Origin of the sequence: Streptomyces sp. NRRL F-2580, from assembly GCF_000720115.1 — a bacterium.
GTDB lineage: Bacteria > Actinomycetota > Actinomycetes > Streptomycetales > Streptomycetaceae > Streptomyces.
Genome location: NZ_JOIR01000018.1, coordinates 151665 through 174174 on the forward strand (window position 1 = coordinate 151665; position 22510 = coordinate 174174).

The 22510-nt window shown below is 73.2% G+C and carries 23 protein-coding genes; 10 read left to right on the top strand and 13 right to left on the bottom strand.

The window, feature by feature from the left end:
• Window positions 1-57 precede the first annotated feature (57 nt).
• Window positions 58-1434 carry a DEAD/DEAH box helicase gene (locus tag IF88_RS0121545; RefSeq protein WP_051837303.1) on the bottom strand — a complete coding sequence of 459 codons (1377 nt, stop codon included), beginning with the start codon at window positions 1432-1434 and terminating at the stop codon, window positions 58-60.
• 178 nt (window positions 1435-1612) lie between these two features.
• On the bottom strand, window positions 1613-2107 hold the full coding sequence (locus IF88_RS0121550; RefSeq protein ID WP_030714749.1) for a MarR family winged helix-turn-helix transcriptional regulator: 495 nt from the start codon (window positions 2105-2107) through the stop codon (window positions 1613-1615).
• Between the two features lie 92 nt (window positions 2108-2199).
• Between IF88_RS0121550 and IF88_RS0121555 the strand changes: the two genes are divergently transcribed.
• Window positions 2200-2568, top strand: a complete 369-nt coding sequence (locus tag IF88_RS0121555) for an HGxxPAAW family protein (protein WP_030714752.1) — start codon at window positions 2200-2202, stop codon at window positions 2566-2568.
• Between the two features lie 717 nt (window positions 2569-3285).
• Window positions 3286-3492 (top strand): cold-shock protein, encoded by a 207-nt coding sequence (locus IF88_RS0121565; protein ID WP_030714758.1) that lies wholly within the window; start codon window positions 3286-3288, stop codon window positions 3490-3492.
• An 84-nt stretch (window positions 3493-3576) separates the two neighbouring features.
• Here IF88_RS0121565 and IF88_RS0121570 read toward each other — a convergent pair whose 3' ends face one another.
• From IF88_RS0121570 to IF88_RS0121580, 3 genes are all read right to left on the bottom strand, one after another.
• Complete coding sequence (locus IF88_RS0121570; RefSeq protein ID WP_030714761.1) at window positions 3577-4155, bottom strand: TetR/AcrR family transcriptional regulator; 579 nt, start codon at window positions 4153-4155, stop codon at window positions 3577-3579.
• On the bottom strand, window positions 4152-4505 hold the full coding sequence (locus IF88_RS0121575) for a DUF1304 domain-containing protein (RefSeq protein WP_030714764.1): 354 nt from the start codon (window positions 4503-4505) through the stop codon (window positions 4152-4154). Before IF88_RS0121575 ends, IF88_RS0121570 begins: the two co-directional genes overlap by 4 nt.
• 123 nt (window positions 4506-4628) lie before the next feature.
• Window positions 4629-4967 (bottom strand): thioredoxin family protein, encoded by a 339-nt coding sequence (locus IF88_RS0121580; protein WP_030714768.1) that lies wholly within the window; start codon window positions 4965-4967, stop codon window positions 4629-4631.
• A 91-nt stretch (window positions 4968-5058) separates the two neighbouring features.
• Between IF88_RS0121580 and IF88_RS0121585 the strand changes: the two genes are divergently transcribed.
• The 3 genes from IF88_RS0121585 to IF88_RS0121595 all read left to right on the top strand — a co-directional run bounded on the left by IF88_RS0121585 (window position 5059) and on the right by IF88_RS0121595 (window position 7103).
• Complete coding sequence (locus tag IF88_RS0121585) at window positions 5059-5328, top strand: hypothetical protein (protein WP_030714771.1); 270 nt, start codon at window positions 5059-5061, stop codon at window positions 5326-5328.
• Window positions 5329-5454: 126 nt separating this feature from the next.
• Window positions 5455-5814 (top strand): YciI family protein, encoded by a 360-nt coding sequence (locus IF88_RS0121590; RefSeq protein WP_030714774.1) that lies wholly within the window; start codon window positions 5455-5457, stop codon window positions 5812-5814.
• A gap of 68 nt (window positions 5815-5882) precedes the next feature.
• Window positions 5883-7103, top strand: a complete 1221-nt coding sequence (locus IF88_RS0121595; RefSeq protein ID WP_030714777.1) for an RNA polymerase sigma factor — start codon at window positions 5883-5885, stop codon at window positions 7101-7103.
• A 29-nt stretch (window positions 7104-7132) separates the two neighbouring features.
• Here IF88_RS0121595 and IF88_RS0121600 read toward each other — a convergent pair whose 3' ends face one another.
• The 4 genes from IF88_RS0121600 to IF88_RS0121615 form a co-directional block, all read right to left on the bottom strand.
• Window positions 7133-8611, bottom strand: coding sequence for a condensation domain-containing protein (locus IF88_RS0121600; RefSeq protein WP_051837268.1), 1479 nt, complete (start codon window positions 8609-8611; stop codon window positions 7133-7135).
• Window positions 8612-8721: 110 nt separating this feature from the next.
• A complete protein-coding gene (locus tag IF88_RS0121605) occupies window positions 8722-10005 on the bottom strand; it encodes an SGNH/GDSL hydrolase family protein (RefSeq protein WP_030714782.1) in 1284 nt (427 codons plus the stop codon).
• Between the two features lie 289 nt (window positions 10006-10294).
• The gene (locus tag IF88_RS40620; protein WP_107050587.1) at window positions 10295-10849 is read right to left on the bottom strand and encodes a DUF4232 domain-containing protein; all 555 of its coding nucleotides are present in this window, start codon (window positions 10847-10849) and stop codon (window positions 10295-10297) included.
• 118 nt (window positions 10850-10967) lie between these two features.
• Complete coding sequence (locus IF88_RS0121615; RefSeq protein ID WP_158754494.1) at window positions 10968-11480, bottom strand: hypothetical protein; 513 nt, start codon at window positions 11478-11480, stop codon at window positions 10968-10970.
• A gap of 86 nt (window positions 11481-11566) precedes the next feature.
• Between IF88_RS0121615 and IF88_RS0121620 the strand changes: the two genes are divergently transcribed.
• Window positions 11567-12652, top strand: a complete 1086-nt coding sequence (locus IF88_RS0121620; protein WP_030714787.1) for a DUF2330 domain-containing protein — start codon at window positions 11567-11569, stop codon at window positions 12650-12652.
• 82 nt (window positions 12653-12734) lie between these two features.
• On the opposite strand, the gene IF88_RS0121625 is transcribed toward IF88_RS0121620, so the two are convergent.
• From IF88_RS0121625 to IF88_RS0121635, 3 genes are all read right to left on the bottom strand, one after another.
• Complete coding sequence (locus tag IF88_RS0121625) at window positions 12735-14360, bottom strand: carboxylesterase/lipase family protein (protein ID WP_037806529.1); 1626 nt, start codon at window positions 14358-14360, stop codon at window positions 12735-12737.
• A gap of 116 nt (window positions 14361-14476) precedes the next feature.
• The gene (surE, locus tag IF88_RS42250) at window positions 14477-15409 is read right to left on the bottom strand and encodes a 5'/3'-nucleotidase SurE (protein ID WP_051837273.1); all 933 of its coding nucleotides are present in this window, start codon (window positions 15407-15409) and stop codon (window positions 14477-14479) included.
• Window positions 15410-15593: 184 nt separating this feature from the next.
• Complete coding sequence (locus IF88_RS0121635; RefSeq protein ID WP_030714790.1) at window positions 15594-16847, bottom strand: MFS transporter; 1254 nt, start codon at window positions 16845-16847, stop codon at window positions 15594-15596.
• Between the two features lie 899 nt (window positions 16848-17746).
• Between IF88_RS0121635 and IF88_RS40630 the strand changes: the two genes are divergently transcribed.
• The 4 genes from IF88_RS40630 (at window position 17747) to IF88_RS0121655 (ending at window position 21690) form a co-directional block, all read left to right on the top strand.
• On the top strand, window positions 17747-18490 hold the full coding sequence (locus IF88_RS40630) for a phosphatase PAP2 family protein (protein WP_051837275.1): 744 nt from the start codon (window positions 17747-17749) through the stop codon (window positions 18488-18490).
• A 116-nt stretch (window positions 18491-18606) separates the two neighbouring features.
• Window positions 18607-20175, top strand: coding sequence for a carboxylesterase/lipase family protein (locus IF88_RS0121645; protein ID WP_051837276.1), 1569 nt, complete (start codon window positions 18607-18609; stop codon window positions 20173-20175).
• Window positions 20176-20230: 55 nt separating this feature from the next.
• Window positions 20231-21238: a LacI family DNA-binding transcriptional regulator gene (locus IF88_RS0121650; RefSeq protein ID WP_030714799.1), complete on the top strand. Its 1008-nt coding sequence runs from the start codon at window positions 20231-20233 to the stop codon at window positions 21236-21238.
• Window positions 21239-21297: 59 nt separating this feature from the next.
• Window positions 21298-21690 carry a VOC family protein gene (locus IF88_RS0121655; RefSeq protein WP_030714802.1) on the top strand — a complete coding sequence of 131 codons (393 nt, stop codon included), beginning with the start codon at window positions 21298-21300 and terminating at the stop codon, window positions 21688-21690.
• Here the strand turns inward: IF88_RS0121655 and IF88_RS40635 are convergent.
• A complete protein-coding gene (locus IF88_RS40635) occupies window positions 21687-22460 on the bottom strand; it encodes a phosphatase PAP2 family protein (RefSeq protein WP_063754824.1) in 774 nt (257 codons plus the stop codon). The two genes, IF88_RS0121655 and IF88_RS40635, sit on opposite strands and share 4 nt — an antisense overlap.
• Window positions 22461-22510: the final 50 nt, after the last annotated feature.

Consider the following 22510-nt stretch of genomic DNA (forward strand, 5'->3'; position numbering starts at 1 on the left):
GGCCGCGGCGGGCGCCGCGGCCCGGCCCGTCAGATGCCCCGGCGGGCGCCGCGCCCGTCAGATACCCCGGCGGACCCGCGCCGCGCGCCGAGCCTCGGCCTGCTGGCGAGCTTCCACCGTCTTGCGGGATTCCTTGCCCTTCCCCGGTCGGCCCGGCCGGGTGCCGATGCCGCGGAAGCCGAGGTCCGAGCCCGAGGGCCGGCCCTTGGCGTCGGTCGGCGCGGAGCCGGCCAGCGGCACCCCGGGGGCGGTCTTGGCGCCGGTGATCCGGCTCAGCGCCGCCTCACCGGAGCGGACCTGCGTGATCGTCGGCCGGATCCGGGCGTCGGCCATCAGCCGGACGATGTCACGGCGCTGGTTCGGGGTGACGAGGGTGACGACCCGGCCGGTCTCGCCCGCGCGGGCGGTGCGGCCGCCCCGGTGCAGGTAGTCCTTGTGGTCGGCGGGCGGGTCCACGTTGACCACGAGGTCGAGGTCGTCGATGTGGATGCCGCGCGCGGCGACGTTGGTCGCGACCAGGACGGTGAGTTCCCCGGTCTTGAACTGGGCCAGGGTCCGGGTGCGCTGCGGCTGCGACTTGCCGCTGTGCAGCCCCTCCGCGCGTACGCCCATGGCCCGCAGGTGCTTCACGAACTGGTCGACGCCGTGCTTGGTGTCGAGGAACATCAGCACCCGGTTGTCCCGGGCCGCGATCTCGGTCGCTGCCGAGATCTTGTCGGCCGCGTGGATGTGCAGCACGTGGTGGTCCATCGTGGTCACCGCGCCCGCCTGCGGGTCGACGGAGTGCGAGACCGGGTCCTTCAGGTACCGGCGGACCAGCTGGTCCACATTGCGGTCCAGGGTCGCCGAGAACAGCATCCGCTGCCCCGCGTGGTGCACCTGGTCCAGGATCTCGGTGACCTGCGGCATGAAGCCCATGTCGCACATCTGGTCGGCCTCGTCGAGCACGGCGATCTTCACGCGCTCCAGGTGCACGTCCCGACGTCCGACCAGGTCGCTGAGCCGCCCCGGGGTGGCCACCACGACCTCGACACCGGTGCGCAGGGCGCTCACCTGCCGCCCGATGGACAGCCCGCCGACGACGGTGGCCATCCGCAGCTTCAGGGCCGCCGCGTACGGCTCCAGTGCCTCGGTCACCTGCTGCGCCAGCTCGCGCGTCGGTACGAGGACCAGCGCCAGCGGGCGCTTCGGGTCCGCCTGCTGTCCCGCCGTACGCGCCAGCAGCGCCAGGCCGAAGGCGAGGGTCTTGCCGGAGCCGGTCCGGGCGCGGCCGAGGACGTCCCGCCCGGCCAGTGCGTTCGGCAGCGTCGCCGCCTGGATGGGGAACGGCTCCGTGACCTCCAGGGAGGCCATGGTCGTCACCAGCTCAAGGGGCAGGTCGAGCTCCGAGAACGACTCCACCGGCGCCAGCCCCGGCACCTTCGGCTCGTGCATCGTGAACTCGCCCTGCGGCCCGATGCTCCGGGGGGTCTTGCCGCCGGACTTGGCTCCGGGCCGGGCACCGCCCTTCACACCGAAGCGTCCGTGAACTGACGGGTTCCTCATGCAGGGCCTTTCGAAGCAATAAGCAGATGAGAAGAAGTTGGTCAACCGCCCATGGTACCAGCGGGCCCTAAGCCTCCTCGGTGTCCAGCTCTCCGGAGCGCACCTGGGCGCAGTGGGCGCGGACCTCGACCGCGGCCCGTTCGAACCAGTCGGCGATGACGGCGACCTCGTCGGGGGTGTAGTCGGCGAACAGGGCGCCGAGCCGGTCGTAGAACGGCTGGTAGACCGCGACGACCCGGGCGGCGGCCTCGGGCTCGGCCACCACCCGTACCCGGCGCCGGTCGGTGGGGTCCGGCCGGCGCCGGGCGTATCCGGCGCGTTCGAGGCGGTTGAGGACCCCGGTGACGGCGCCGGTGGTGAGGTCCACCAGCTCGGCGAGGTCACCTGCGGCCAGCGGGGTGTCCCCGGCTCCCAGGATGTGTCCCAGGCAGGTCAGGTCGGTGACGTTGAGCCCGAGCCGCTGTGCCACCTCCTGCTGGCCGACGATGCCCAGGGCGACGTACTGGTCCATGCGCGACATCGCCTCCGCGGCCGTGGCCGCGGGGCGGGGCTTGCCCTCCACGCCGATACTCCTTAGCATCTAAGTAACTTAGCTCGTGAGATAAATGATTCCTCTCTCCGAGCCTACTGCCGACGGTCCGACCAGGGAGAACCATGAGCGCGCACGGCCACGTCGATCTCGGCCACACGGTGGCCGGCTGGACCGGTACCACCCTGGCCCTGCTGGGCTTCGCCGGAGCGGGCGTCGCCGTGTGCGCGTCCTGGACCCCCGGGATCTGGCTCGGCCTCGGCGTCGTCGCCGCGGCCGGGATCGTCACCTGGCTGCTGCACCTCGCCGGCTGGGGCAAGCCGAGCGGGCCCCGCCCGGAAGCCGACTGGGACTGGCGCAACCGGGACACCACCGCCCGCGCCGGGCACGCCGACTGCCTGGGCTGCAGGGTCAGCGGACCGCGCCGAGCCGCAGCAGCAGCCCCTCGGCCTCGATCCGCCGTGTCGTTGCCCGCCGCGGAGAGCAGCGCATGAACATGCGGGTGAAGTGCTCCCCGTCGTGGATCGCCTGTCGTCCCCCCCCGGCTCCGGCCGCAGCGGCCGGACCATGGCGTCGAAGCGCGGCTCGTGGAAAGAGGCCAGCGTGTGGCGCTCCCGGTCCGCGCCGCACCTTGTGCGGGGTCGACAGCGGCGCGCCGCCCGTCAGGAACTGCAGGATGTCCCCGGGGAACACCGTCAGCACCCCCGGTACGGGGGTCACGGACGACCAGCCGGATGCCGCGTCCGTCGTGCGCGAGGCGGCCGGGAAGCGCAGCACCCGCATGTGGTGCCGGCCGCCGCGGGTCAGCGCGGCGAGCCGGTCGACACCGGCCGGACCCAAGCCCAAGGCCGGGGCTCAACCCGATGCCGGGGCCCAGCCCGAGCGCCACCAGCCGCAGCAGCCGCTCGCCGAGCGCACCCACCCCCGCGAGGTAGGCCTCCCTGGCAGCGCGGTACTCCGGACCGGGCTCCCCGTCACCCGGTCGGGCCCCCGGAATGTCGCGAACCCGCTCGTGTCCGTCCCCTCTCGAAGGCTTCCGTAAGGCCTCCGGAAGGAGCTGCTCCCCCTTTTCACGGACAAGTCGACAGGAAGTTCGAATGCGCGCCGCGCCACGGTTGGCCGCGTTCAGCGTGTGCTGTAGGGGACCGTTGGGCAGGATCGAGACGGCCGCATATGCGGCCCGCAGTGGAACGTTGAGAAGGATCAGCCAGATGGCAACAGGCATCGTGAAGTGGTTCAACTCGGAGAAGGGGTTCGGGTTCATCCAGCAGGACGACGGCGGCCCGGACGTGTTCGTGCATTTCTCCGCCATCGCGACCACCGGCTTCAAGTCGCTGGAGGAGAACCAGAAGGTCGAGTACGACGTCACCCAGGGCCCCAAGGGCCCGCAGGCAGAGCAGGTGGTCCCCCTCTCGTAGTGCCGCTTCACGGGCCCGGCCCGTGAGCCGAGCCCCGCCGGTCCCCGGCGGGGCTCTCGCACGTCCGGGGCCCGAACCGGGCCGCTACCCCGCCCGGTGGAGGGCCAGGAGCAGGCGCCACAGGTGGTCCGCCAGGGCGGGCGGATCGGCGGGGACGGCGCCGTGCAGCCAGTCCGCGAGTACGCCGGTGAAGGCGGCGGCCACCGCCGAGGCGACCAGGTCCGGGTGCGGGGCTCCCGCGGCCGCGCGCTCGGCGCGGGCGCGTTCCCGCAGCTCCCGGTGGAGGCGGTCGCCGAGCGGGCCGCCGCCGCCCGGGAGGAGCAGGGTGCGGTAGAGCGGCCCCCGCTCGGCCGCCCCGGCCAGGAATCCGGCCAGTTCGGCGGGCGGCCGCGCCGGGGGCGGCGCCGCCGGACCGGTCTGCCAGGCGTGCAGGGCGTCCACTGCGGCGTGCACCACATCGGCGCAGGCGTCCACGGCGAGCGCGGTGAGGTCCTCGTAGTGCAGGTAGAACGTGGCCCGGCCGACGCCGGCCCGGCGGACCACCGCCGCGACGCTGACCTCCGCGAGCGGTGTGGCGGCGCACTCCGCGAGCAGGCCCTCCCTCAGCCGCGCCTTCGTCCGGGCCGTGCGCGGGTCCGGTGCGCGGGCGCCCGCCGGGCTCACGCGGCCAGCAGCGCCGCGCCGAAGGCGAGGGCGCCGGGCAGGGCCTGCGCGACGAGGATCCGGCGGTTGGCGGTCGCGGCCCCGTACACCCCGGCGACGATCACGCAGACGAGGAAGAACACCTGCGTGGCCAGCGAGTCGATGACGAGCGACCAGATCAGACCGGCGGCCAGGAAGCCGTTGTAGAGGCCCTGGTTGGCGGCGAGCGGCGCCGTGAGGCGGGCGGTGTCGGCGTCGAAGCCGGACAGCGCGCGGCCGGGCGGGCGCTGCCACAGGAACATCTCCAGGACCAGGAAGTACACGTGCAGCGCGGCCACGAGGCCGATCAGGATCTGAGCGACCGTGTGCATGGCCGCCTCCACTTCTGGGGGCTGAAGGGGGACTGAAGGGGGACGCTATTTCCTGGACGACTGTACAGGAAATATGGTCGTGCCCGTGCCCGTGCCCCGTGCCCCGTTGCCCTGCTCCCAGGCTCAGAGGTTGGCGTCCAGGAACGCCCGGAACTCCTCGCGCGTCATCGGGCCCGCCTGGCTCGCGACCGCCTCGCCGTCCCTGATGAGCACGGCGGTCGGCGCCGCGGTCACCCCGTAGCGCCGGGTCGGCTCTGGGCACCGCGTCATGTCGGCGCGGACGGCGGTGAACCGCGTGCCGTACTCCTCGGTCAGTTCGCCGACCACCGCGTCCATCGCACGGCACGCCTCGACGGCCTTCGGCCAGCTGCCGCAGAAGTAGGCGAGAACGGGCCCGCTCGTCATCGACAGGATGAAATCGAACTCCTGGTTCTCCAGTGGCTGGTGCACCCGACGTGCCATGCGTGTCGCTCCTCGCTCGTACGCCCCCGCGATCCGGAAGGCGGCCCCCATCATCGCCGGATTGTCAGTGGCACCTGTGAAGCTGATCGGCATGGACGACAGGATGCTCCGGCGCCGGGTCTACGGCGCCGACCACGAGGACCCCGACCCCGGCCCGCGCCCCGACCACACATACGGCGAACTGGTCGGCGGGCCGCTCGACGGGCTGCTCCTGGACATCACGGGCTGGACCGCGCCCCAGCTCGCCGAGGAGGCCCGGCTCCCCACGGAGATAGGACGGTACGGAGCGGGCGGCCGCGCTCACTACCGCCGCCGCGCCGGGGACCCGGGCCACTGGGACTGGACGGGTGACAGTCGCTGACGTCGCGGTGGCCGTCCCCGGAAAATCTTCGAAGAATTTCCCGGGAGCTGTCGATCGGGGCGTCTCCCGTTCGACGCAGGGGTGAGAGGCGGGGACAGTCCCCGCCCTCCCGACCGAGGAGTCACCATGCCGCGCTTCCTGACGCTGATCCGCATCAATGAGCAGGAGCTCACCACCGACACCGAGTTCCCGCCCGAGTTCCTGCAGAAGATGGGCGCCTACATGGAGGAGATCACCAAGGCCGGGGTCATGCTCGACACGGCCGGGCTGCTCCGCACCCCCGAGGGGACCCGGGTCAACTGGTCCGGCGGGAAGATCAGCTACACCGACGGCCCCTTCACCGAGACCAAGGAGGTCGTCGGCGGCTACTCCCTGATCCAGTGCAAGGACAAGGCCGAGGCCCTGGAGTGGACCAAGCGGTTCCTCGAGATCCACCCGGCCGAGTGGAACGTCGGCGCCGAGGTCCGGGAGATCGAGGAGATGTGATCCCGGGGCGTTCGCGCCGCGTTTGCCCTGGCTCGTCACGGCTGCTCTGATGGGTGGCCGTGACGGCAGTGAGTGCGGCCCAGGCGGTCGAAGCGGTGTTCAGGATCGAGTCCGCGCGGATCATCGCCGGCGTCGCCCGGATCGTGCGGGACGTCGGCATCGCCGAGGAGATCGCCCAGGACGCCCTGGTCGCGGCGCTCGAACAGTGGCCGGAGTCCGGCGTCCCGGACCGGCCGGGCGCCTGGCTCACGGCCACCGCCAAGCACCGCGCCATCGACCTCGTCCGCCGCAAGGAGACCTACGCGCGCAAGCTCGCCGAGGTGGGCCGCACCCTGGAGGACGTGCCGCCGCCGGCCGAACCGGCGGACCCCGACGACATCGACGACGACCTGCTGCGCCTGATCTTCACCGCCTGCCACCCCGTCCTGGCCACCGAGGCCCGGATCGCCCTCACCCTGCGCCTGATGGGCGGGCTGACGACCCAGGAGATCGCCCGCGCCTTCTTGGCCACCGAACCCGCCGTCGCCCAGCGGATCGTCCGGGCGAAGCGGGCCCTCGCCAAGGCCGGGGTCCCCTTCGAGGTCCCGTACGGAGCCGACCGAGAGGCACGGCTCTCCTCGGTCCTGGAGGTCATCTACCTGATCTTCAACGAGGGCTACTCGGCCACCGCCGGGGACGATCTCCTGCGTCCCGCCCTCTGCGAGGACGCGCTACGCCTGGCCCGCGTCCTTGAGGGCCTGATGCCCCGGGAACCCGAGGTGCACGGCCTCGCCGCGCTGCTGGAGTTCCAGGCGTCCCGGACCGCCACCCGCACCGGCCCCGACGGGGAACCGGTGCTGCTCGCCGACCAGAACCGGGCCCGGTGGAGCCGCCTGCTCATCGCCCGCGGTGTCCGGGCCCTCGGCCGCGCCGGGAACGGCCCCTACTCCGTGCAGGCCGCCATCGCCGGCTGCCACGCCGCAGCCGTCCGCTACGAGGACACGGACTGGCCGCGGATCACCGCGCTCTACGGCCGCCTCGTCCGGCTGGTCCCCTCGCCGGTGGTGGAGCTCAACCGGGCCGTCGCGGTCTCGATGGCCGAGGGGCCGCGGGCGGCCCTGCCGCTGGTCGACGCCCTGGCGGAGGAACCGGCCCTGCGCGCCTACCACTTGCTGCCGTCCGTACGGGGCGACCTGCTGGAGCGGCTCGGCCGGCCGCAGGAGGCCCGCGCGGAGTTCGAGCGCGCGGCCTCGCTCACGCGCAACGCGCAGGAGCGCAGTCTGCTCCTGCGGCGCGCTGCCCGTCTCTGAGCACGGGACGACGACCCCCGGCCCCGGGGTCAGCGGCGCCGGGCGTGCGCGGCCACGTCCAGCGGGGTGCCCACCGGCCGCCGCGGCGGCGTCAGCGCGATGGGCCGGCGGAAGCCGCCGGAGCGGACGATCTCCTGGAGGGTGCGGCGCAGCGCCTCCTGGAAGTCGCCCATGGTCCGGCGGGCCGCCGGGGTGTCGACGTAGAGGGAGTTCATGTGCAGCCCGTCCGTGTCCCGCTGGAACCACGAGCAGGCCCCGTTGGCGCGCGCCGACCACACGTGGGTGGTGGGCCGCCACTCCTCGTGGCGCTCGGCGCCCGGGCACCTGCGCATGTCGATGTACGAGAAGAAGTTCACCGGATGCGGCCAGGAGCGGGCGGCGAACTCCTCGGGCGCCAGCAGCTCCCACGCCCGCACGAACGGCACGTCGACGTGGCCGATCATCTCGGTGAAGCCGGCCCGCACCGAGGCCATGACCTGGGCGAAGTCGCGGCCGGGGGAGGCGTCGAACTCGATGGGCATGGTGTTGACGAACCAGCCCACCGAGTTCGTCCAGGTGTCCCGGCCGCGCTCGCTGACCGGCATGAGGCCCCGGTAGACGCCCGGCCCGCCGGCCTCGCGCAGACACACGGCGACGGAGGCGAGCACACCCATGAAGGGCTTGCCGTCCACCGTCAGGCAGGTCTTCTCGAAGACCTCGGCCTCGCCGGCGTCCAGCAGCAGGGAAGCCTCGTTGACGATCGGGTACATCCGGTCGGGCTCGACGCCCAGGTCGAGCGGGAAGCGGGGGAAGAACTCGCCGGCCCGGCCCATGAAGGACTTCCAGTAGTCCAGGCGTTCGTCGCGGGCGTCGATCGACAGGTAGCGACGGCGCTGCTCGTCGGCGAAGTCGAGGTAGCTGGGGGCGGGCGGCAGTTCGACGTCCTCGCCGCGGCACAGGCCCTCGTACGTGGTCATCACCTCACGGGCGACGATCGGCATCGACATGCCGTCGCAGACGATGTGGTCGAAGGTGAGGTAGACCGTCGCGGAGTCCTCGCGGATCACCGCGCCCATGATGAACAGCGGCCAGGCGAGGGTGTCGATGCTCTGCTGGAACCGTTCGACGAGGAATCCGTTCAGCAGTTCGGCGGTCTCGAAGGTGCCCACGTCCAGGGGGTCGAGGACGAGTCCGGCGGGATCGAAGGGCTCGCAGGCCAGCTCGCCGGCAAGCCGGCGGAAGGCACACCGCAGCACCTCGTGCCGCCGGACGAAGGAGAGCAGGGACTGCGCCAGGGCCTCCTCGTCGAGAGGGCCCGTCACCTCGAAGGTGACCGCGACCCAGGACGCGACCGGGTCGTCGGCCGCCCGGCTCTCCTCGGCGACGGTGAAGTGCTTGTCCTGGTTGAAGGACGCCTTCCTGCCCGCCGGATCGTCCGTGCCGCCGGCCTCCGCCGCCGTGGACCGGAGCCGCCACTCGACCACCCGGCCGGGCGCCACGTGGTGCATTTCCAGAGGAAACTGCCGCATACCGTCATCCCTTCGTCCCCCGGATCAACCCCCAGGCCCTAACGACCCCCGGGCCGGGGAAGTGACGAACCACTTGCCGCGGGCCGGGGGGCGGGGGCCGGGAGGGGGGATCAGAGCGCGTCGAGGTCCACGGCGTCGGCCATCGCCTTGTACCCGGCGTCGTTCATGTGGAGGTGGTCGGCGGCGTAGGCGTACTCGTCCTTGATCTTGACCTCCTTGGGGCGCTCGGGGTCGGCGGGGGCGGCCAGTACACGGTCGAAGTCCACCACCCCGTCGTAGGCGCCGCCGGTGCGGATCCAGGTGTTGACGGCCGTACGCACGTCTTCGCCGCGCTCGGTCCAGTAGTCCGAGCCGTGGAAGGGCGGGATGGTGGCGCCGATGACCTTGACACCGTGGGCGTGGGCCTCACGGACGAGTTGCCGGTATCCGGCGATGATCTCGTCGGCGGTGACCCTGGGCCCGGGAAGGGTGCACGGGCCGGGGGTGGGGGAGTCCGGCAGGACGATGTCGTTGGTGCCCTCCAAGAGGATGACGGTGCCCACGTCCGGGCGGCCGAGAGCGTCCCGCCGGAACCGGTCGAGGGCGCTGTCACCGAAGCACGCCGAGTCGTTCAGCACCCTGTTCCCGCCGATGCCGGCGTTGAGCACCGGCCGTGAACGGCCCTCGGCGGCCAGCCGCTTGGCGAGCTCGTCGGGATAGCGGCGGTCCGCCCCGGGGGTCGCCCCGAAACCGTCGGTGAGGGAGTCACCGAAGGCGACGACCGCCTTCCCGGGGCCGCCCGGACGGGTGTTCTTCACGTCGACGCCGGCCAGGTGGTACCAGGAGAAGCTCGGCTGCGCGGCGGCGAAGGCGTCCGCCGCCGCGTCGCGCCGGTGGTCCCCGCCGGCCTTGTAGGACAGGGACATGGCGACGTTGTGGAAGGTGGCCGGGCCGGTCGGACCCGCGAAGTAGAAGGTGACGGTGAGCTGTTCGAAGGCCTGCACGGGAAGGGTCACCGGATCGCTGGAGAGCTGCCCGCCGGCCGGGACCGTGACGGACTGCGCCCCCTCGAAGCGGAGCGTACGGAGCGACTCCGGCCGGACGGTGGCGCCCCCGGCGGTCCTGGCGACGGTCGCGCCGGTGAGCCGCAGCGGGGTCTTGCCGTAGGCGTTGGTGAGCCGGACGCGCAGTTCGGACCCCTCGGCGCCGACGCGGACGACCTGGCGCACGGACTCGTTCGCGAAGCCCGCCTCGGACCAGTTGGGGAACCAGGGGGTGGTGGCGGGCGCCTGCGGCGAGGTTCCCCAGGCGCTGTGCCAGGGGCCGTGGTGCGCGGCGGAGACGGGAGCGGTGGCGGTCACGGCCATGAGCGCGGCGGCCAGCGGGAGGGCGAGGACGATCTTCTTGGCAGTCATACCCCTCTGACCCGGGCCGGGGGTGGGATGTGACAGCCGTGACGAAAGTCGATCAGCGGTCGCCGGTGCGCCGTTCCGGGGGAGCCGGTGCGGCGCCGCTGCCGGGGCTCCGCCCCGGACCCCGCGCCTCAAACGCCGGCGAGGCTGAATTTGCGCGCCCGCCCCCGTCCCAACCGGCCCCCACCCGACCCCGCCCAAGCGGCGCAGCCCACCGGCGCCCGACGCCGGCACAACCGGCCACCCCCTGCCCCCGCCCGAGCGGCGCAGCCAACCGGCAGCCAACCGGTCCTCAGGAGTTGGCAGCGCGGAAGGCCGTGGCGCGCACCGTGGTGCCGCAGAGCGCGAACTCCCCGCCGCCGTCGGGCGAGACCTGGAGTCCGCCGCCACCCACGCCCACCACGATCGAGGGCGCGACGGTCAGCTCGGCGCCGGAGGCACAGTACCCGTCGGCCTCACCGAGCACCGGGGTGAAGGTCAGCTGGGTCCAGGCCCGGCCGCCCACGGGCAGCTCCACCGCGCGTGCCTGGCCCTGGGGGACCACGTTCAGGGGCTTGTTGCGGTCCGGCGAACCCTGACCGGCGAGGGCCACCGTGGGGAACCCCTTCAGGGAACACGCCTCCGGGCCTTCGTTGGTCACGGTGACCCGCACCTGGCTGCCGCGGATCTGCTGCGCGTCCGCGGCGAGCTGTGTGCTGGTGCAGGGCGGGGCGGGGGCCCGCAGACCGGCCGGCTGCTGCGCCGCGGCGCCGGGGCCCGCGGCCAGCAACAGGCCGCAGGTCACGGCGCCCGTCGCGAGCCAGAGGGTCGAGGTCCTGGCCATGCCTGCATGCGTTGTGCCCTTCATGCGGTCTCCTCAAGGTCCGCAGGACGCCCGCTCACGCCGGGCCACATCTCCTCCCAGCCTCCGCACCACCCCTGCCAGACGGCACCCGTAGCGCTCTGACCTGGAGACAAGGCACCCGCTAGGAAGCCGGCAGGCCGAGGATCTCCAGGATGCCCTCCGCGTAGGCGGCGGGTCCCGAGCCGGGAGCCGCGGCGAGTTCGCGGCGGAAGCCGGCGGTGCCCGTACGGATGAAGGCCACGCACTGACCGTGCAGCCCGGCCTCGTGGGTGCCGCCGTCGTCCACCGTGCACAGCAGGGCCAGCAGCGTCCACAGCAGCGCCTCGCGGGTCGCCTGCCGCGGCGGCCGCGCGGACCACACGGCCATCAGCACGGCGCACACCGCCGGAGCGGGCGGTTTGAGGTTCTCCGCGAAGAAGACATGGCCCTCCAGCGCGTGGAACGCGGCCGGATGTCCCTCGGCGGCGTCCCGTACGGCCGCCACCAGATGGCCCGCCGAACGGCCGCAGCCGCACTCCGTCGACTCCCAGTCGTGCCGGGCGATCTCCGCCTCCACCGCGTCCGGAACCAGTGGACTGCGCGGCACGGCGCCCTGGCGCAGCAGAGCATGCTGCCGCTTCTCGCTCCCCCTCATGGGGCACAGTATGAGCCCAGGGCGCACCGCTCTGCGAGGGGGGTCGGAACCGGATCACCAGGGCCTTCGTCTGAGACCCCGTGTGGATGAAACGAAGAATTCCGGCCTTGCTCCTCGCGCTGCTCGTGACCCAGCTCGGCGCCCTCGTCAACCCCGCGTACGCGTGCGGATGCGGGGCCATGGTTCCCGACGGCCAGTCCCGGATCGGCGTCGACCGGGAGACCTCCGTCGTGCGCTGGGACGGCCGGACCGAGCAGATCGTCATGCGGTTCACCGTCCGCGGTGACGCCCAGCGGGCCGCCTGGATCATGCCGGTGCCCGGGCGGGCCACGGTGGAGCTCGGCGACGGGGACATGTTCGGCGAACTGCGGGACCTGACCCGGCCCGAGTCCAAGGCCCGGTACTACTTCTGGCCCCGCGACCGCGACTGGCCCTTCTCCTCCGGCCGGGGCGACCTCGCCGGCGCCGCACCCCCGGGCGCCGGCGACGCGGCCGTCGGTGTCGTCGGCCGCGAACAGCTCGGCGACTTCGACGTCGCCCGGCTCACCGCCACCGACCCGAACGCCCTGAAGACCTGGCTGGAGACCAACGGCTTCAAGCTCCCCGACCGGCTCGCCGCCGAGGTCCAGCCGTACGTCGACCAGCACTGGGAGTACGTGGCGGTACGGCTCGCCCCCCGCCAACAGGGCAAGGCGCTGCGCGGCGAGCTCGACCCGCTGAAGATCCGCTTCGACAGCGACCGGCTGGTCTACCCGATGCGGCTCTCCCGGATGGCGAAGACACCCCAGTCACTCGGCCTGTACGTGCTGGCCGACCACCGCATGGAGCCCGCCTCCCCGATCGGCGGCTCCAGGCCGAAGGTGACCTTCGCGGGCAGCGTGCACCCGACGGACGGACCGATCGCCGAACTGGCGGGCGGCAAGCCGGTGTTCCTGACCGCGATCGACCAGGAGTTCCCGGAGCCGGGCCGCATCGACGCCGACCACGAACTGCGCGCCACCGCGAAGGACACCCCGTACCGCCGGGCGGTCTACCACAACGAACTGCTCACCGTGGGGCCCGGCATCCCCGCCTGGCTCCTGACGGTTTCGGCCGTCCTGGTGGCACTGGCGGGCTCCTGCTACGCGCTGGTCCGGCGCCGCCGCCGGCTCCGCGAGGACCAGGCCGCCTGAACTCCCCCGCGGGGCGGCCCGGTCCCGGCTGGTCTCGGTCGGTGTCGGTCGGTCCTGGCCGGTGCCGGTCGGTCCCGGTCGTTCAGAGGGGCCGGGGAGGCCGGGCCCGCCAGAAGGCGCACTGGTGGTCCTCGCCGAAGGACGACGTCGTCCGCGTCGCCGACGGGTTCAGGGTGAGGACCGTACCGGCGGCGCCGGCCGGCGGCCACGTGGTCTGACCCGACACGACGGGGGCGCCGAGGCGCGCGAACGCGGCCCAGTAGCGCTTCATCCGGGTGCCGAGCGCGGCCTGGGCCGGGGTCAGCGGGCGCTCGCCCATCGTGAAGTCGTGCAGGTAGGCCAGCTCCGCGCTGTGCGCGTTCGACTCGTCCAGGCCCGGCACCTGCGCCCCCGCGAGCGTGGGCGACTGCGGGTCGTCGAACTCGTAGACGTACGTCGGCACCTGGGACGCGAACAGCTGCGCCGTCCACGCCGTGTGGCAGGCGAAGGTCGAGTCCGTCATGACGGCCGACAGCGCTAGGTACGGCGAGCCGTGGGCCGCGACCGGATAGCGGGCGAGCACCTCGGGACCCGCGGCCCCGTAGTCCGCCAGGACCTGCGTGGTGTACTGCTCCGCCGTCAGGTGCGGCTGTGTCAGCGCGACGAAGAAACGGGCCTCGGCGCGCGTGCTCCCGATCAGCACCGGCACCTTGTTCCACGCGCCGCTTCCGATGGCCTGCGCGGGCGGGACCGGCAGCAGCCCGTCACCCGACACCGGACCCGGGGTGGGCAGCGTACGGGCCGCCTCGACCAGCGCCGCACCGGAGGCGGCGCGCAGGCAGGCGGCCACCTCGGCCGGAACGGCGCATCCCGCCTGCGCGGCGAAGGACCGTGCCTGCCCCTCGGCGCTCGTGCTGTCGGGCGTACGCAGCAGGGTGCACGGACCGCTCTGCAGCACGGCCCGATGGAAGAGACCCGCGGCCGAGGGGGCCGCCAGCAGCGCACAGACGGAACCGCTGCCCGCGGACTGCCCGGAGATCGTCACGTTGCCCGGATTCCCGCCGAACGCCGCGATGTTCTGCCGGGTCCACTGGAGCGCGGCGAGCTGGTCCATCAGGCCGAAGGAACCGGAAAGCCGGGCGTTCTCCCGGCCCAGCTCGGGCAGCGCCAGATAACCGAGCTGCCCCAGGCGGTAGTTGATGCTGACGACCACGCTCTGGGTGAGATCGGCCATCGTGCGCCCGCCGAACTGCGAGCCCGTCCCCTGGCTGTACGCGCCCCCGTGCATCCAGAGGACCACCGGGAGCCGGGCTCCGGGGCGGGCGGTCCGGGGCCGGTAGACGTCCAGATACAGGCAGTCCTCGCTGACGGCTCGCGGATCGGCCAGACCGAACGGTGAGAACTGCAGGCACGCGGGGGCCTGTTGCACGGCCTCGCGCACCCCGTTCCACCGCGGGGGAGGCTGAGGCGCCCGCAGCCGTGCCTCCCCGACCGGGGGAGCGGCGTAGGGAACACCGAGGAACTCCTCTGCGCCGTCCCGTGATTGACCCCGCAGGCCGCCCTGCGCCACGGCGACGACAGGGCGGGGAGGCGAGCCGGCGGCCGCCGATGCCGACGGTGAGGGCGGGGAGGCCGCTGCCGGAAGTGCCGAGGCGAGCAGGGTCACCAGTGCGAGGGCCGTGCCGAGCAGGGGTCTTGCCGAAGACAGCCGGTTGCCGGGCCTCTTCATCCGTCCTCCTGGAGTCGTGCGGGATGCGGGTGGTGCGTGCGTGGGGGCGAGCGCAGGCGTGGCGTGAGGCAGGGGCGGAGCGTCGGGCGCGCTCCGCCCCCGGCCGGTCCGCGGTCCTACGGACGGAGCCCGGCGATCAGGGCCGAGGTCACGGCGTGGTCCGCCGGTCCGGTGTTCCAGTCGGAGTTCATCGGGCTGACGGCGATCTTGCCGGCGGCCACCGCCTCGATGTCACCACCCTTGGCGGCGGGCTTCAGGGCCACCTTCACGCCCACCTTCCAGGTGCCGTCACCCGCGTCGGTGAAGTCCGGCTCGAGGAAGTTCTGCGGGTCCTGGAAGGTGGCAGCCACACCTGCGGCCGTGCCCTTGCCGTCCGCGCCGACGATCGGGTGGTTGACGTTCAGGCCGACGCCCTTGGGCAGCAGCGGACCGGACCGGGCCCGGACCCGCAGCCGGTCGATCAGCTTGACCGCGAAATCGAGCGTGGGACCCATGGCGTTGACCGTGGTGACCGGATCGGGCGCGCTCAGGCCGCCGGTGCTCAGCGCGATGGCCGGCACGCCGCTCTCCAGAGCGGCGACGGCGCCGCCGACCGTACCGGAGTGGGTGGCCAGTCCGGCGACGTTCGGGCCGAAGTTGGTGCCGGAGACGACCAGGTCGGGGGCCTCGCCGGCGAACACCGCGGCCAGTCCGAAGGCGACGGAGTCGCCCGGAGTGCCGTCGACGGCCCAGACCTTCGGCTCGGGGTGCTTCACCGAGATCGTAGGGGCACCGCTCATCATCTTGGTGCCGGTACCGCTCTGGTTGGTGAGCGGGGCGACGATCGTGACGTCGTGCCCGGCGGCGGTCAGCCGCTCGAAGGCCTTGCGGATGCCGGGCGCGTTGTAGCCGTCGTCGTTGGTGAGCAGGATCCGCAGCGGACCGGCGGGCGCGGCCGCCGGCTCCGCGGCGGGCGCGGTCTGCGGCGCTGCGACCGCGGGTGCCGTGCCGGCCAGGGCCGGCGTGCACAGCATCAGGGCGGCCAGCGGCAGGACTCGCTTGCGTCTCACAGAGTGCTCCTTCAGAGCGTAGGGAGGTGAGGGCGGGCGGAGGCGGTGCTGCCCGGCGGGCGCGCGACCCTCGGCGCGCGCCCGCCGGAGTTCAGGCCGGGCCCGGTCCCGCGGGACGGGTCAGGAGTCCCGGGGGGTCTCGCGGGGTCCCGGGGCCCGGGGGAGTGGGCGCGGAGGAGGGAGGTCAGCGCACGCTGCGGATCGGGAGGATGGCGAGCGCGCCGATCAGGGAGAGGGCTCCGCCGACCAGGAAGAGCGGGGTGTACCCGCCCAGCGTGGTGACGACGGCCGAGGCGACGAAGGGGGCGATGATCTGCGGTCCCGCGTTCGCGATGTTGAGGACGCCCATGTCGCGGGCGGCGTCCTCGGCCCTCGGGAGCACCAGGGTGACGAGTGCGGTGTCGACGGCCATGAAGCAGCCGAAGGCGAGGCCGTTGAGCGCGCTGAAGACGAGCATGCCGGTCCAGGTCGGGCTGACCACGGGGACCACCATGACCAGTCCGGCGAGGGCGGCCGATACGCCGACGAACACCTTGCGGCGGTCCAGGCGGTCGGACAGCAGCCCCCCGAGCACGGTGGAGAGCGCCATCGCGACCATCGACACCGGGGTGAGGACGGCCATCGCGGCGGGCGGGGTGAGTCCGGCCGGCAGCGTGATGTGGTCGTCGAGGATGTACAGCTGGTACCCGACGACGGCGAAGTAGCCGAGGACCATCAGGGCCCGGCCGATGAAGGCCCAGCGGAAGTCGTGGTTGCCCAAGGCCGAGAGGAAGGCGGCCAGTTGGGCGCGCTTGGGCGCGGCCGACGCCTCGACGGCGAGCTCGGCGCGCGGGACGTCCCGGCAGAATCCGGTGAGCAGCAGCGCGGAGACCGCGACGATCGCGCCGAGGATCAGATAGCCGGTGAGCAGGTGCTCGGAGGTGTTCGAGGCGACGAGCACGCCGACCGTGCCGCCGATGGGCAGACCGAGCCCCACCAGCGCGGACGCGGTACCGCGACGGGCGGCGGGGATCCGGTCCGGGACGATCGCGGTGACCGCGGCCTGGTAGATGTTCATGGTCGCCTGGATCAGGCACCAGCCGATTCCGACGAGCAGCGCGGTGTTCACGCTGCCGAGCAGGCCCAGGAAGACGAGCGAGGCCAGGCCGCCGCTCAGGATCCAGGGGTTGCGGCGGCCGCTGCGGTCGGAGAGGGCCCCGGCGATCGGGTTGAAGGCGGTGGCGAAGATCGCGCTGATGCCGCCGATCAGTCCCAGGACGGCGACCTTGTCATCGGGGGCGATCTCGGCGATCTGAGTGGGGAGCAGGACGGAGCCGACACCCATGTAGACGGCCATCAGCGCGGAGTTGGCGACCAGCAGCAGGGGCAGCAGCCCCCGCTGGAGGGCGGGCTCCGGCTTCGGAGGTACGGGTGTATCGACGGCTTCGGGCGTGGCCATGACGACTCCTCGGGGGACTGAGCGGGGAGGTGGCGGTGCGTGGGGAGAGGGGCGCCCCGCGAGCGGAGGCCGGGCGGCGGTGTCACGGGGGGTGGGGCGGACGACCGCGGTTTACTTGATGTTGTTACACGTGTCACCAAGTGCGTTGGAGACTGTGTAGCACCCATTTCCAGCCTCCGCCAGAGGCTGCGGCGGGTCGTTGCGCAGATCGTGACCGACGGCGGCGCCGCGATGAGATGACGTGTAACCGGCGCGTTGAGTCACTTCGCAGGGCTGATGTGTCGAAAAACCCTCTTGCACTTGTGGCGGCCGTCACGCATCGGCAATACTCCGTGCCGCACCGCGACGACCCGTCGGCCGGGTATCTGCGCGACGCGGCAGCCCGTACGGCTCACGCGGCGAGCGCGCCCACCAGGCACGGCGGGCCGGCGGGGACCCGGGACCGCCCCGCCGAGCTCGTTCGGCCCGGCAGGGCGTCCCTCTCCGGCGACCGCTGGGAGGTGCCCGTTGACACCGCCCAGTCACCGCTGGGTGGGTGCCCGCTGTACGGACTTCGTCGTCCACCGACCCGCACGCGGCGCGTCCGACGGAACCCCGCGGCGCCCGGCCGGGCTCGTCGATCCCGCGGGGCTCGCATGGTCCCGCAGTCCCGGCTCCTGGCTCCAGCCTCCGGCCCCCGACTCTCGGCCTCCGGCCCTTGGCCTCCGCCTCCGGCCCCCGACTCTCGGCCTCCGGCCCTTGGCCTCCGCCTCCGGCTCCCGGCCCTTGGCCTCCGCCTCCGGCTCCCGGCCCTTGGTCTCCGCCTCCGGCTCCCGGCCCTTGGTCTCCGCCTCCGGCTCCCGGCCCTTGGTCTCCGCCTCGTCCCCATCGCGCCGCGAGGTGGCCGTGAAAGGCTCGCCATGTTTCCCTCGCCCTCCCTCGTGCCGCCGTCCCGCCCGCCCCGTCCGTCCCCTCCGCCCCGGCATCACCTCCCCGCCGCCCCGCCGCGCCATGCGCTCGCCCTCGGGGTCGGCCTACTGCTCCTCGCGTTCCTGGTCGCGCTGCTGCTCCGGGTGGATCAGCAGCCCTTCTTCCAGGAGCTCGACGACCGCTGGGCCGCCTCGGTGAACGATTCCGCCGCGGAGGGATCCGGCGGATCGGACGGGTTCGGTGGGTTCGCCCTCTTCCTCGACCGGCTCGGCGGCCCGTTCGGTCTCGTCCTGCCCCTCGCGCTGATCGGCTGCCTCTGCGTCTACGGGCGCTGGCGCTCGGGGCTGTTCGTCCTCACGGCGGCCGTCGTCACCAACGTCTTCCTCGTCCTGCCGCTCAAGGCGCTGGCCGACCGCCCGCGTCCCCCGCACCCGTGGGTCCTGGTCAACGACGGCTCGTACCCCTCCGGCCAGGTGTTCAGCGCAGTGACGCTGGTGATCGTGGTCGCGGTGGTGGTGTTCCCGCCGCGTGCGCGACGCTGGTGGTGGGTGATCGGGGCGTCCTACGTGCTCGCCATGATGGGGAGCCGTACCTGGCTGCACGCCCAGTGGCTCAGCGACACCTTCGCCGGGGTTCTCCTCGGCGCGGGAGCCTGCCTCGTGCTGTGGCGGGTCTTCGAGCCCTTGCTGGACGTGGAAGCGGAGCGGATGGCCTCGGACAGCTTGTGGATGTGAGCAGGAGCCCCAAGGGGCGTCTCAATATATTGCGCAGTGTTGACGGGCGTTAAATTCACGCCATAATCTCGCTGTCATCGCGCATCCGGTGCGCCGCACTCAGGAAGGAACGGCTCATGCCCCACTCCCCAGGTCAGGAACAGACGACGGTGGTGGACCTCCCCGCGGGGCGCCTGCGCGGCGCGACCGAGCGCGGGGTCGCTGTCTTCCGGGCCGTGCCCTACGCCGCACCCCCCGTCGGCGACCTGCGCTGGCGGCCCGCGCGGCCGCACGCCGGGTGGAGCGGCACGAGGGACGCCACCGCCGACGGTCCGAGCGCACCGCAGATGTACGTGGAAGGCGGCGACCCGGTGCTCGGCGGGCACGGGTCGCCGCCGTTCGACGAGGACTGCCTGACCCTCAACGTCTGGACGCCCGCCGCCGACGGCGCTCGCCGTCCGGTACTCGTCTGGATCCACGGCGGCGGCTTCGTGTCCGGCTCCGGCTCACTGCCCGGCTACTCCGGCGAGACCTTCGCGCGCGACGGCGACCTCGTCGTCGTGAGCATCAACTACCGCATCGGGCCGCTGGGTTACCTCTACACCGGCGAGGAGGGGGAGGAGGGCGAAGGCGGCAATCCCTGGCTCTCCGACCAGCTCGCCGCCCTGCGCTGGGTGAAGGAGAACATCGCCTCCTTCGGCGGCGACCCGGACCTGATCACGGTCGCCGGCCAGTCGGGCGGCGCGGTCTCCACCGCCGCCCTCGCCGGACACCCCGAGACCCAGGGGCTGATCCGGCGGGTGATCCTGCAGAGCCCGCCCTTCGGCCTGGACCTGCCCGCCCCGGACGCCTATCTGGAGCGCACCGCCGCGTACCTGGAGCTGGCCGGGGCCAAGGACCTGGCCGAGCTGCGCACGCTGCCCTGGCAGGAGCTGATCGGGGCGGCCGGCGGGCTCTTCGCGCGGACCATGCGGTGGGGGTACTGGCCGACGCCCTTCCTGCCGGTCATCGACGGGGTCACCCTCGGGACCCACCCGGCGCAGGCGCTGCTGAACGGAGCCGCCGTCGGCATCGACGTCATGATCGGCTGGACGCGGGAGGAGGCCAACTTCGGGTTCGCCCTCGATGAGGGGTACGCCGCCGCCACCCGGGAGCAGGTGACCGACCGGATCGCGGAGACCTTCGGGAGCGAAGCCGCCGCCGAGGTGTACGCGGCGTACGAGCGCGCCCGGCCCGGGGCCCGTCCGGCCGACGTGCTGATGGACCTCATCACGGACGAGCTCTTCCGGGTCCCCGCCGTCCGGCTGGCCGAGGCGAGGGCCGCGGCGGGCCACCCCGTGTGGGCGTACCAGTTCGACCTGCCCACCCCTGCCTACGAGGGCCGGCTCGGCGCCGCGCACTGCCTCGAACTGCCCTTCGTCTTCGACAACTTCGACCAGTGGGCGCACGCGCCGTTCCTGGCCGGACTCGCTCCCGCCGTCCGCGACGGCCTCGCGTACGCCATGCACCGGGCCTGGATCTCCTTCGTCCGCACCGGCGACCCGAACCATCCGGACCTGCCGCACTGGCAGCCGTACGACACCGGCCGGCGCACGACGATGCGCTTCGACTCCGTCGTCACCGCGCTCGACGACCTGGCGGGAGCCTCCCGCCTCCTGCACGGTCCCGCGCGCACGTCTGCGCACACCACCGCTCCCTTGACCTAACTCGTGTAACCTGAAGGAAGGAGCAATTCGCGCACAAGGAGCATCGAGGGACGTCATGGCCAAAGACACTCACGTCCCCGCGTCGATCACCAGCGCCGACGTGGCCCGCCTCGCCGGGGTGTCGCGCGCCACGGTCTCCTTCGTCCTCAACGACACCCAGGGCCACCGGGTCAGCGCGAGCACCCGGGCCCGGGTGCTCGACGCGGCGCGGCAGCTCGGCTACGTACCGCACGCCGCCGCCCGGTCCCTGCGCGCCGGCCGCAGCAACCTCGTCCTGATGCCCGCGTCGATCTCCGCGATCGGCCGCCTCGTCAGCGACTGGGTCGACGACCTGCACAGCGAGCTCGACCACCTCGGCTACACGGCCGTGCTCCACGCGGGCCGCTTCGCCGACCCCGTCGACGCCGCCCGTGCCTGGGCCGAGCTGCGCCCCGCGGCCGTCGTCGCCCTGGACGGCGACCGCTTCACCCCGCAGGCGGCCGAGCTGCTGGGCCGCGCCGGGGTGCGCGGGCTGCTGGCCTTCGCGTCCCACCCCGTCGAGGGCGTGCACACCATCGGCTTCGACCACAGCCACATCGGGGCCGCCGCGGCCGAGCACCTCATCGAGCGCGGCCGGACCAGGATCGGCGTGGTCATGCCCCAGGAGAGGGGTCTCGGCACCCTCGCGCAGCCGCGCCTCGCGGGCGCGGAATCGGTGGCGGCCCGGCGCATGGCGACCGTCACCCCGGTGGAACTGGCCTACACGCGGGAGTCCGCGAGGGACCTCGCCCGACGCTGGCCGAGCCTCGGGCTGGACGCCGTCTTCACGTACAACGACGAGTACGCGGCCCTGCTGCTCCACGCGCTCCAGGCCGAGGGGATCGTCGTACCGGACGAGGTCGCCCTCGTCGGCTGCGACGACCTGGTCCTCTCCGCACTCCAGCAGCCCGCGCTCACCACGATCCGCCTGGACCTGCCGTCGGCGGCACGGATCGCGGACGCCGTGCACGAGCTGATCGAGACGGGGGCGGCGACGCCGGTCCCGGCGGTGGAAGCCGTTCTGGTCCCCCGCCTGACCTCGTGAGCGGTCGGGGGAGTTCGAGAACGCCAGCCGGGCCGCGGGCCGGACATCAGGGAGTTGACGTGCCTCCGAGGCTGAAACTGACCGCGGTCACGCTCGACTGCGCCGACCCCGTGGCGCTGGCCGCGTTCTACCAGAGCGCCACGGGGCTGGAACCCCACCCCGCGTCCGACGGTGACTTCGCCGGCCTCACCGGCGAGGACGGGCTCTTCCTCGGCTTCCAGCGGGTCGAGGGTCACCGAGCGCCGGCCTGGCCGGACCACACCGTCCCGCAACAGGCCCACCTCGACTTCGGCGTCGACGACCTCGACGAGGCGGAGGCGCTGCTCCTGGAGTTGGGCGCGACCAAGCCGGAGCACCAGCCGGGTGGCCAACGATGGCGCGTCTTCACCGACCCGGCCGGGCACCCCTTCTGCGTGACCCCTTCCCGGCGCGACCCGGAGAGCAAGCCCTAGAGGGCCAGGGGCCGGTGTTCGGACGGCCCGGTTGCGCCGCCGCGCGCTCCGCTTACGCGTTCCCGGGCGAGGGCGGGCTGGAAGAGCCACCAGACCAGCAGGCCGGCGCCCGCGCCCGAGGCGGCGCCGGCCACCGTGTCGGTGAGCCAGTGCGCGTGCAGCCAGGTACGGCTCCACATCATGGCCAGGGTGAAGCCCGCGCCCCCGTACCACCAGGCCCGGCGCCGGGCGGCCGGGACCAGGAGCACGCCGACGGTGACGACGAGGAGCGCCGCCGTGGCCGCGTGGCCGGACGGGAAGGAGCCGTGGTCGACACGGACCAGGGGGTCGGCCGGACGCGGCCGGTCCACCAGGTGCTTGAAGCCTTGGATGACGACCATGTTGCCGCCGAGGTAGCCGACGAGCAGGAAACCGGCCGAGGCCCAGCGCCGGCGGACGAGCAGGACGGTCAGCAGGGTGAGCGGGAGGACGGCCCCGAGCGGGCCGCCGAACCAGTTCAGGGCCGTGGCGGCGGCCAGGTACGGCCCTTCGTGGGGGCCGCCCATCCAGACCAGCCAGCGTTCGTCCAGCCCCTGGAAGGGCGGATGCGTGGCGTCGGCGCGGACCACGAGGGCCGGGACCACGGCGGCCGCCAGGAGCAGGAGGGCCGCGACGAGGACTCCGCGGTCGCGGCGCGGGGGTGATGCGGTCGCGGCGCGGCGGGCGGCTGCGCGGGGGCCGTCGGGTCTGTCGGGTCTGTCGTTCGGGGTGATGACCGGAGTGCCGGGCATGGCGGTGCCTCTCGCGGCCGCGGGAGTGCCCGTGGCCGTTGTGCTCTGGA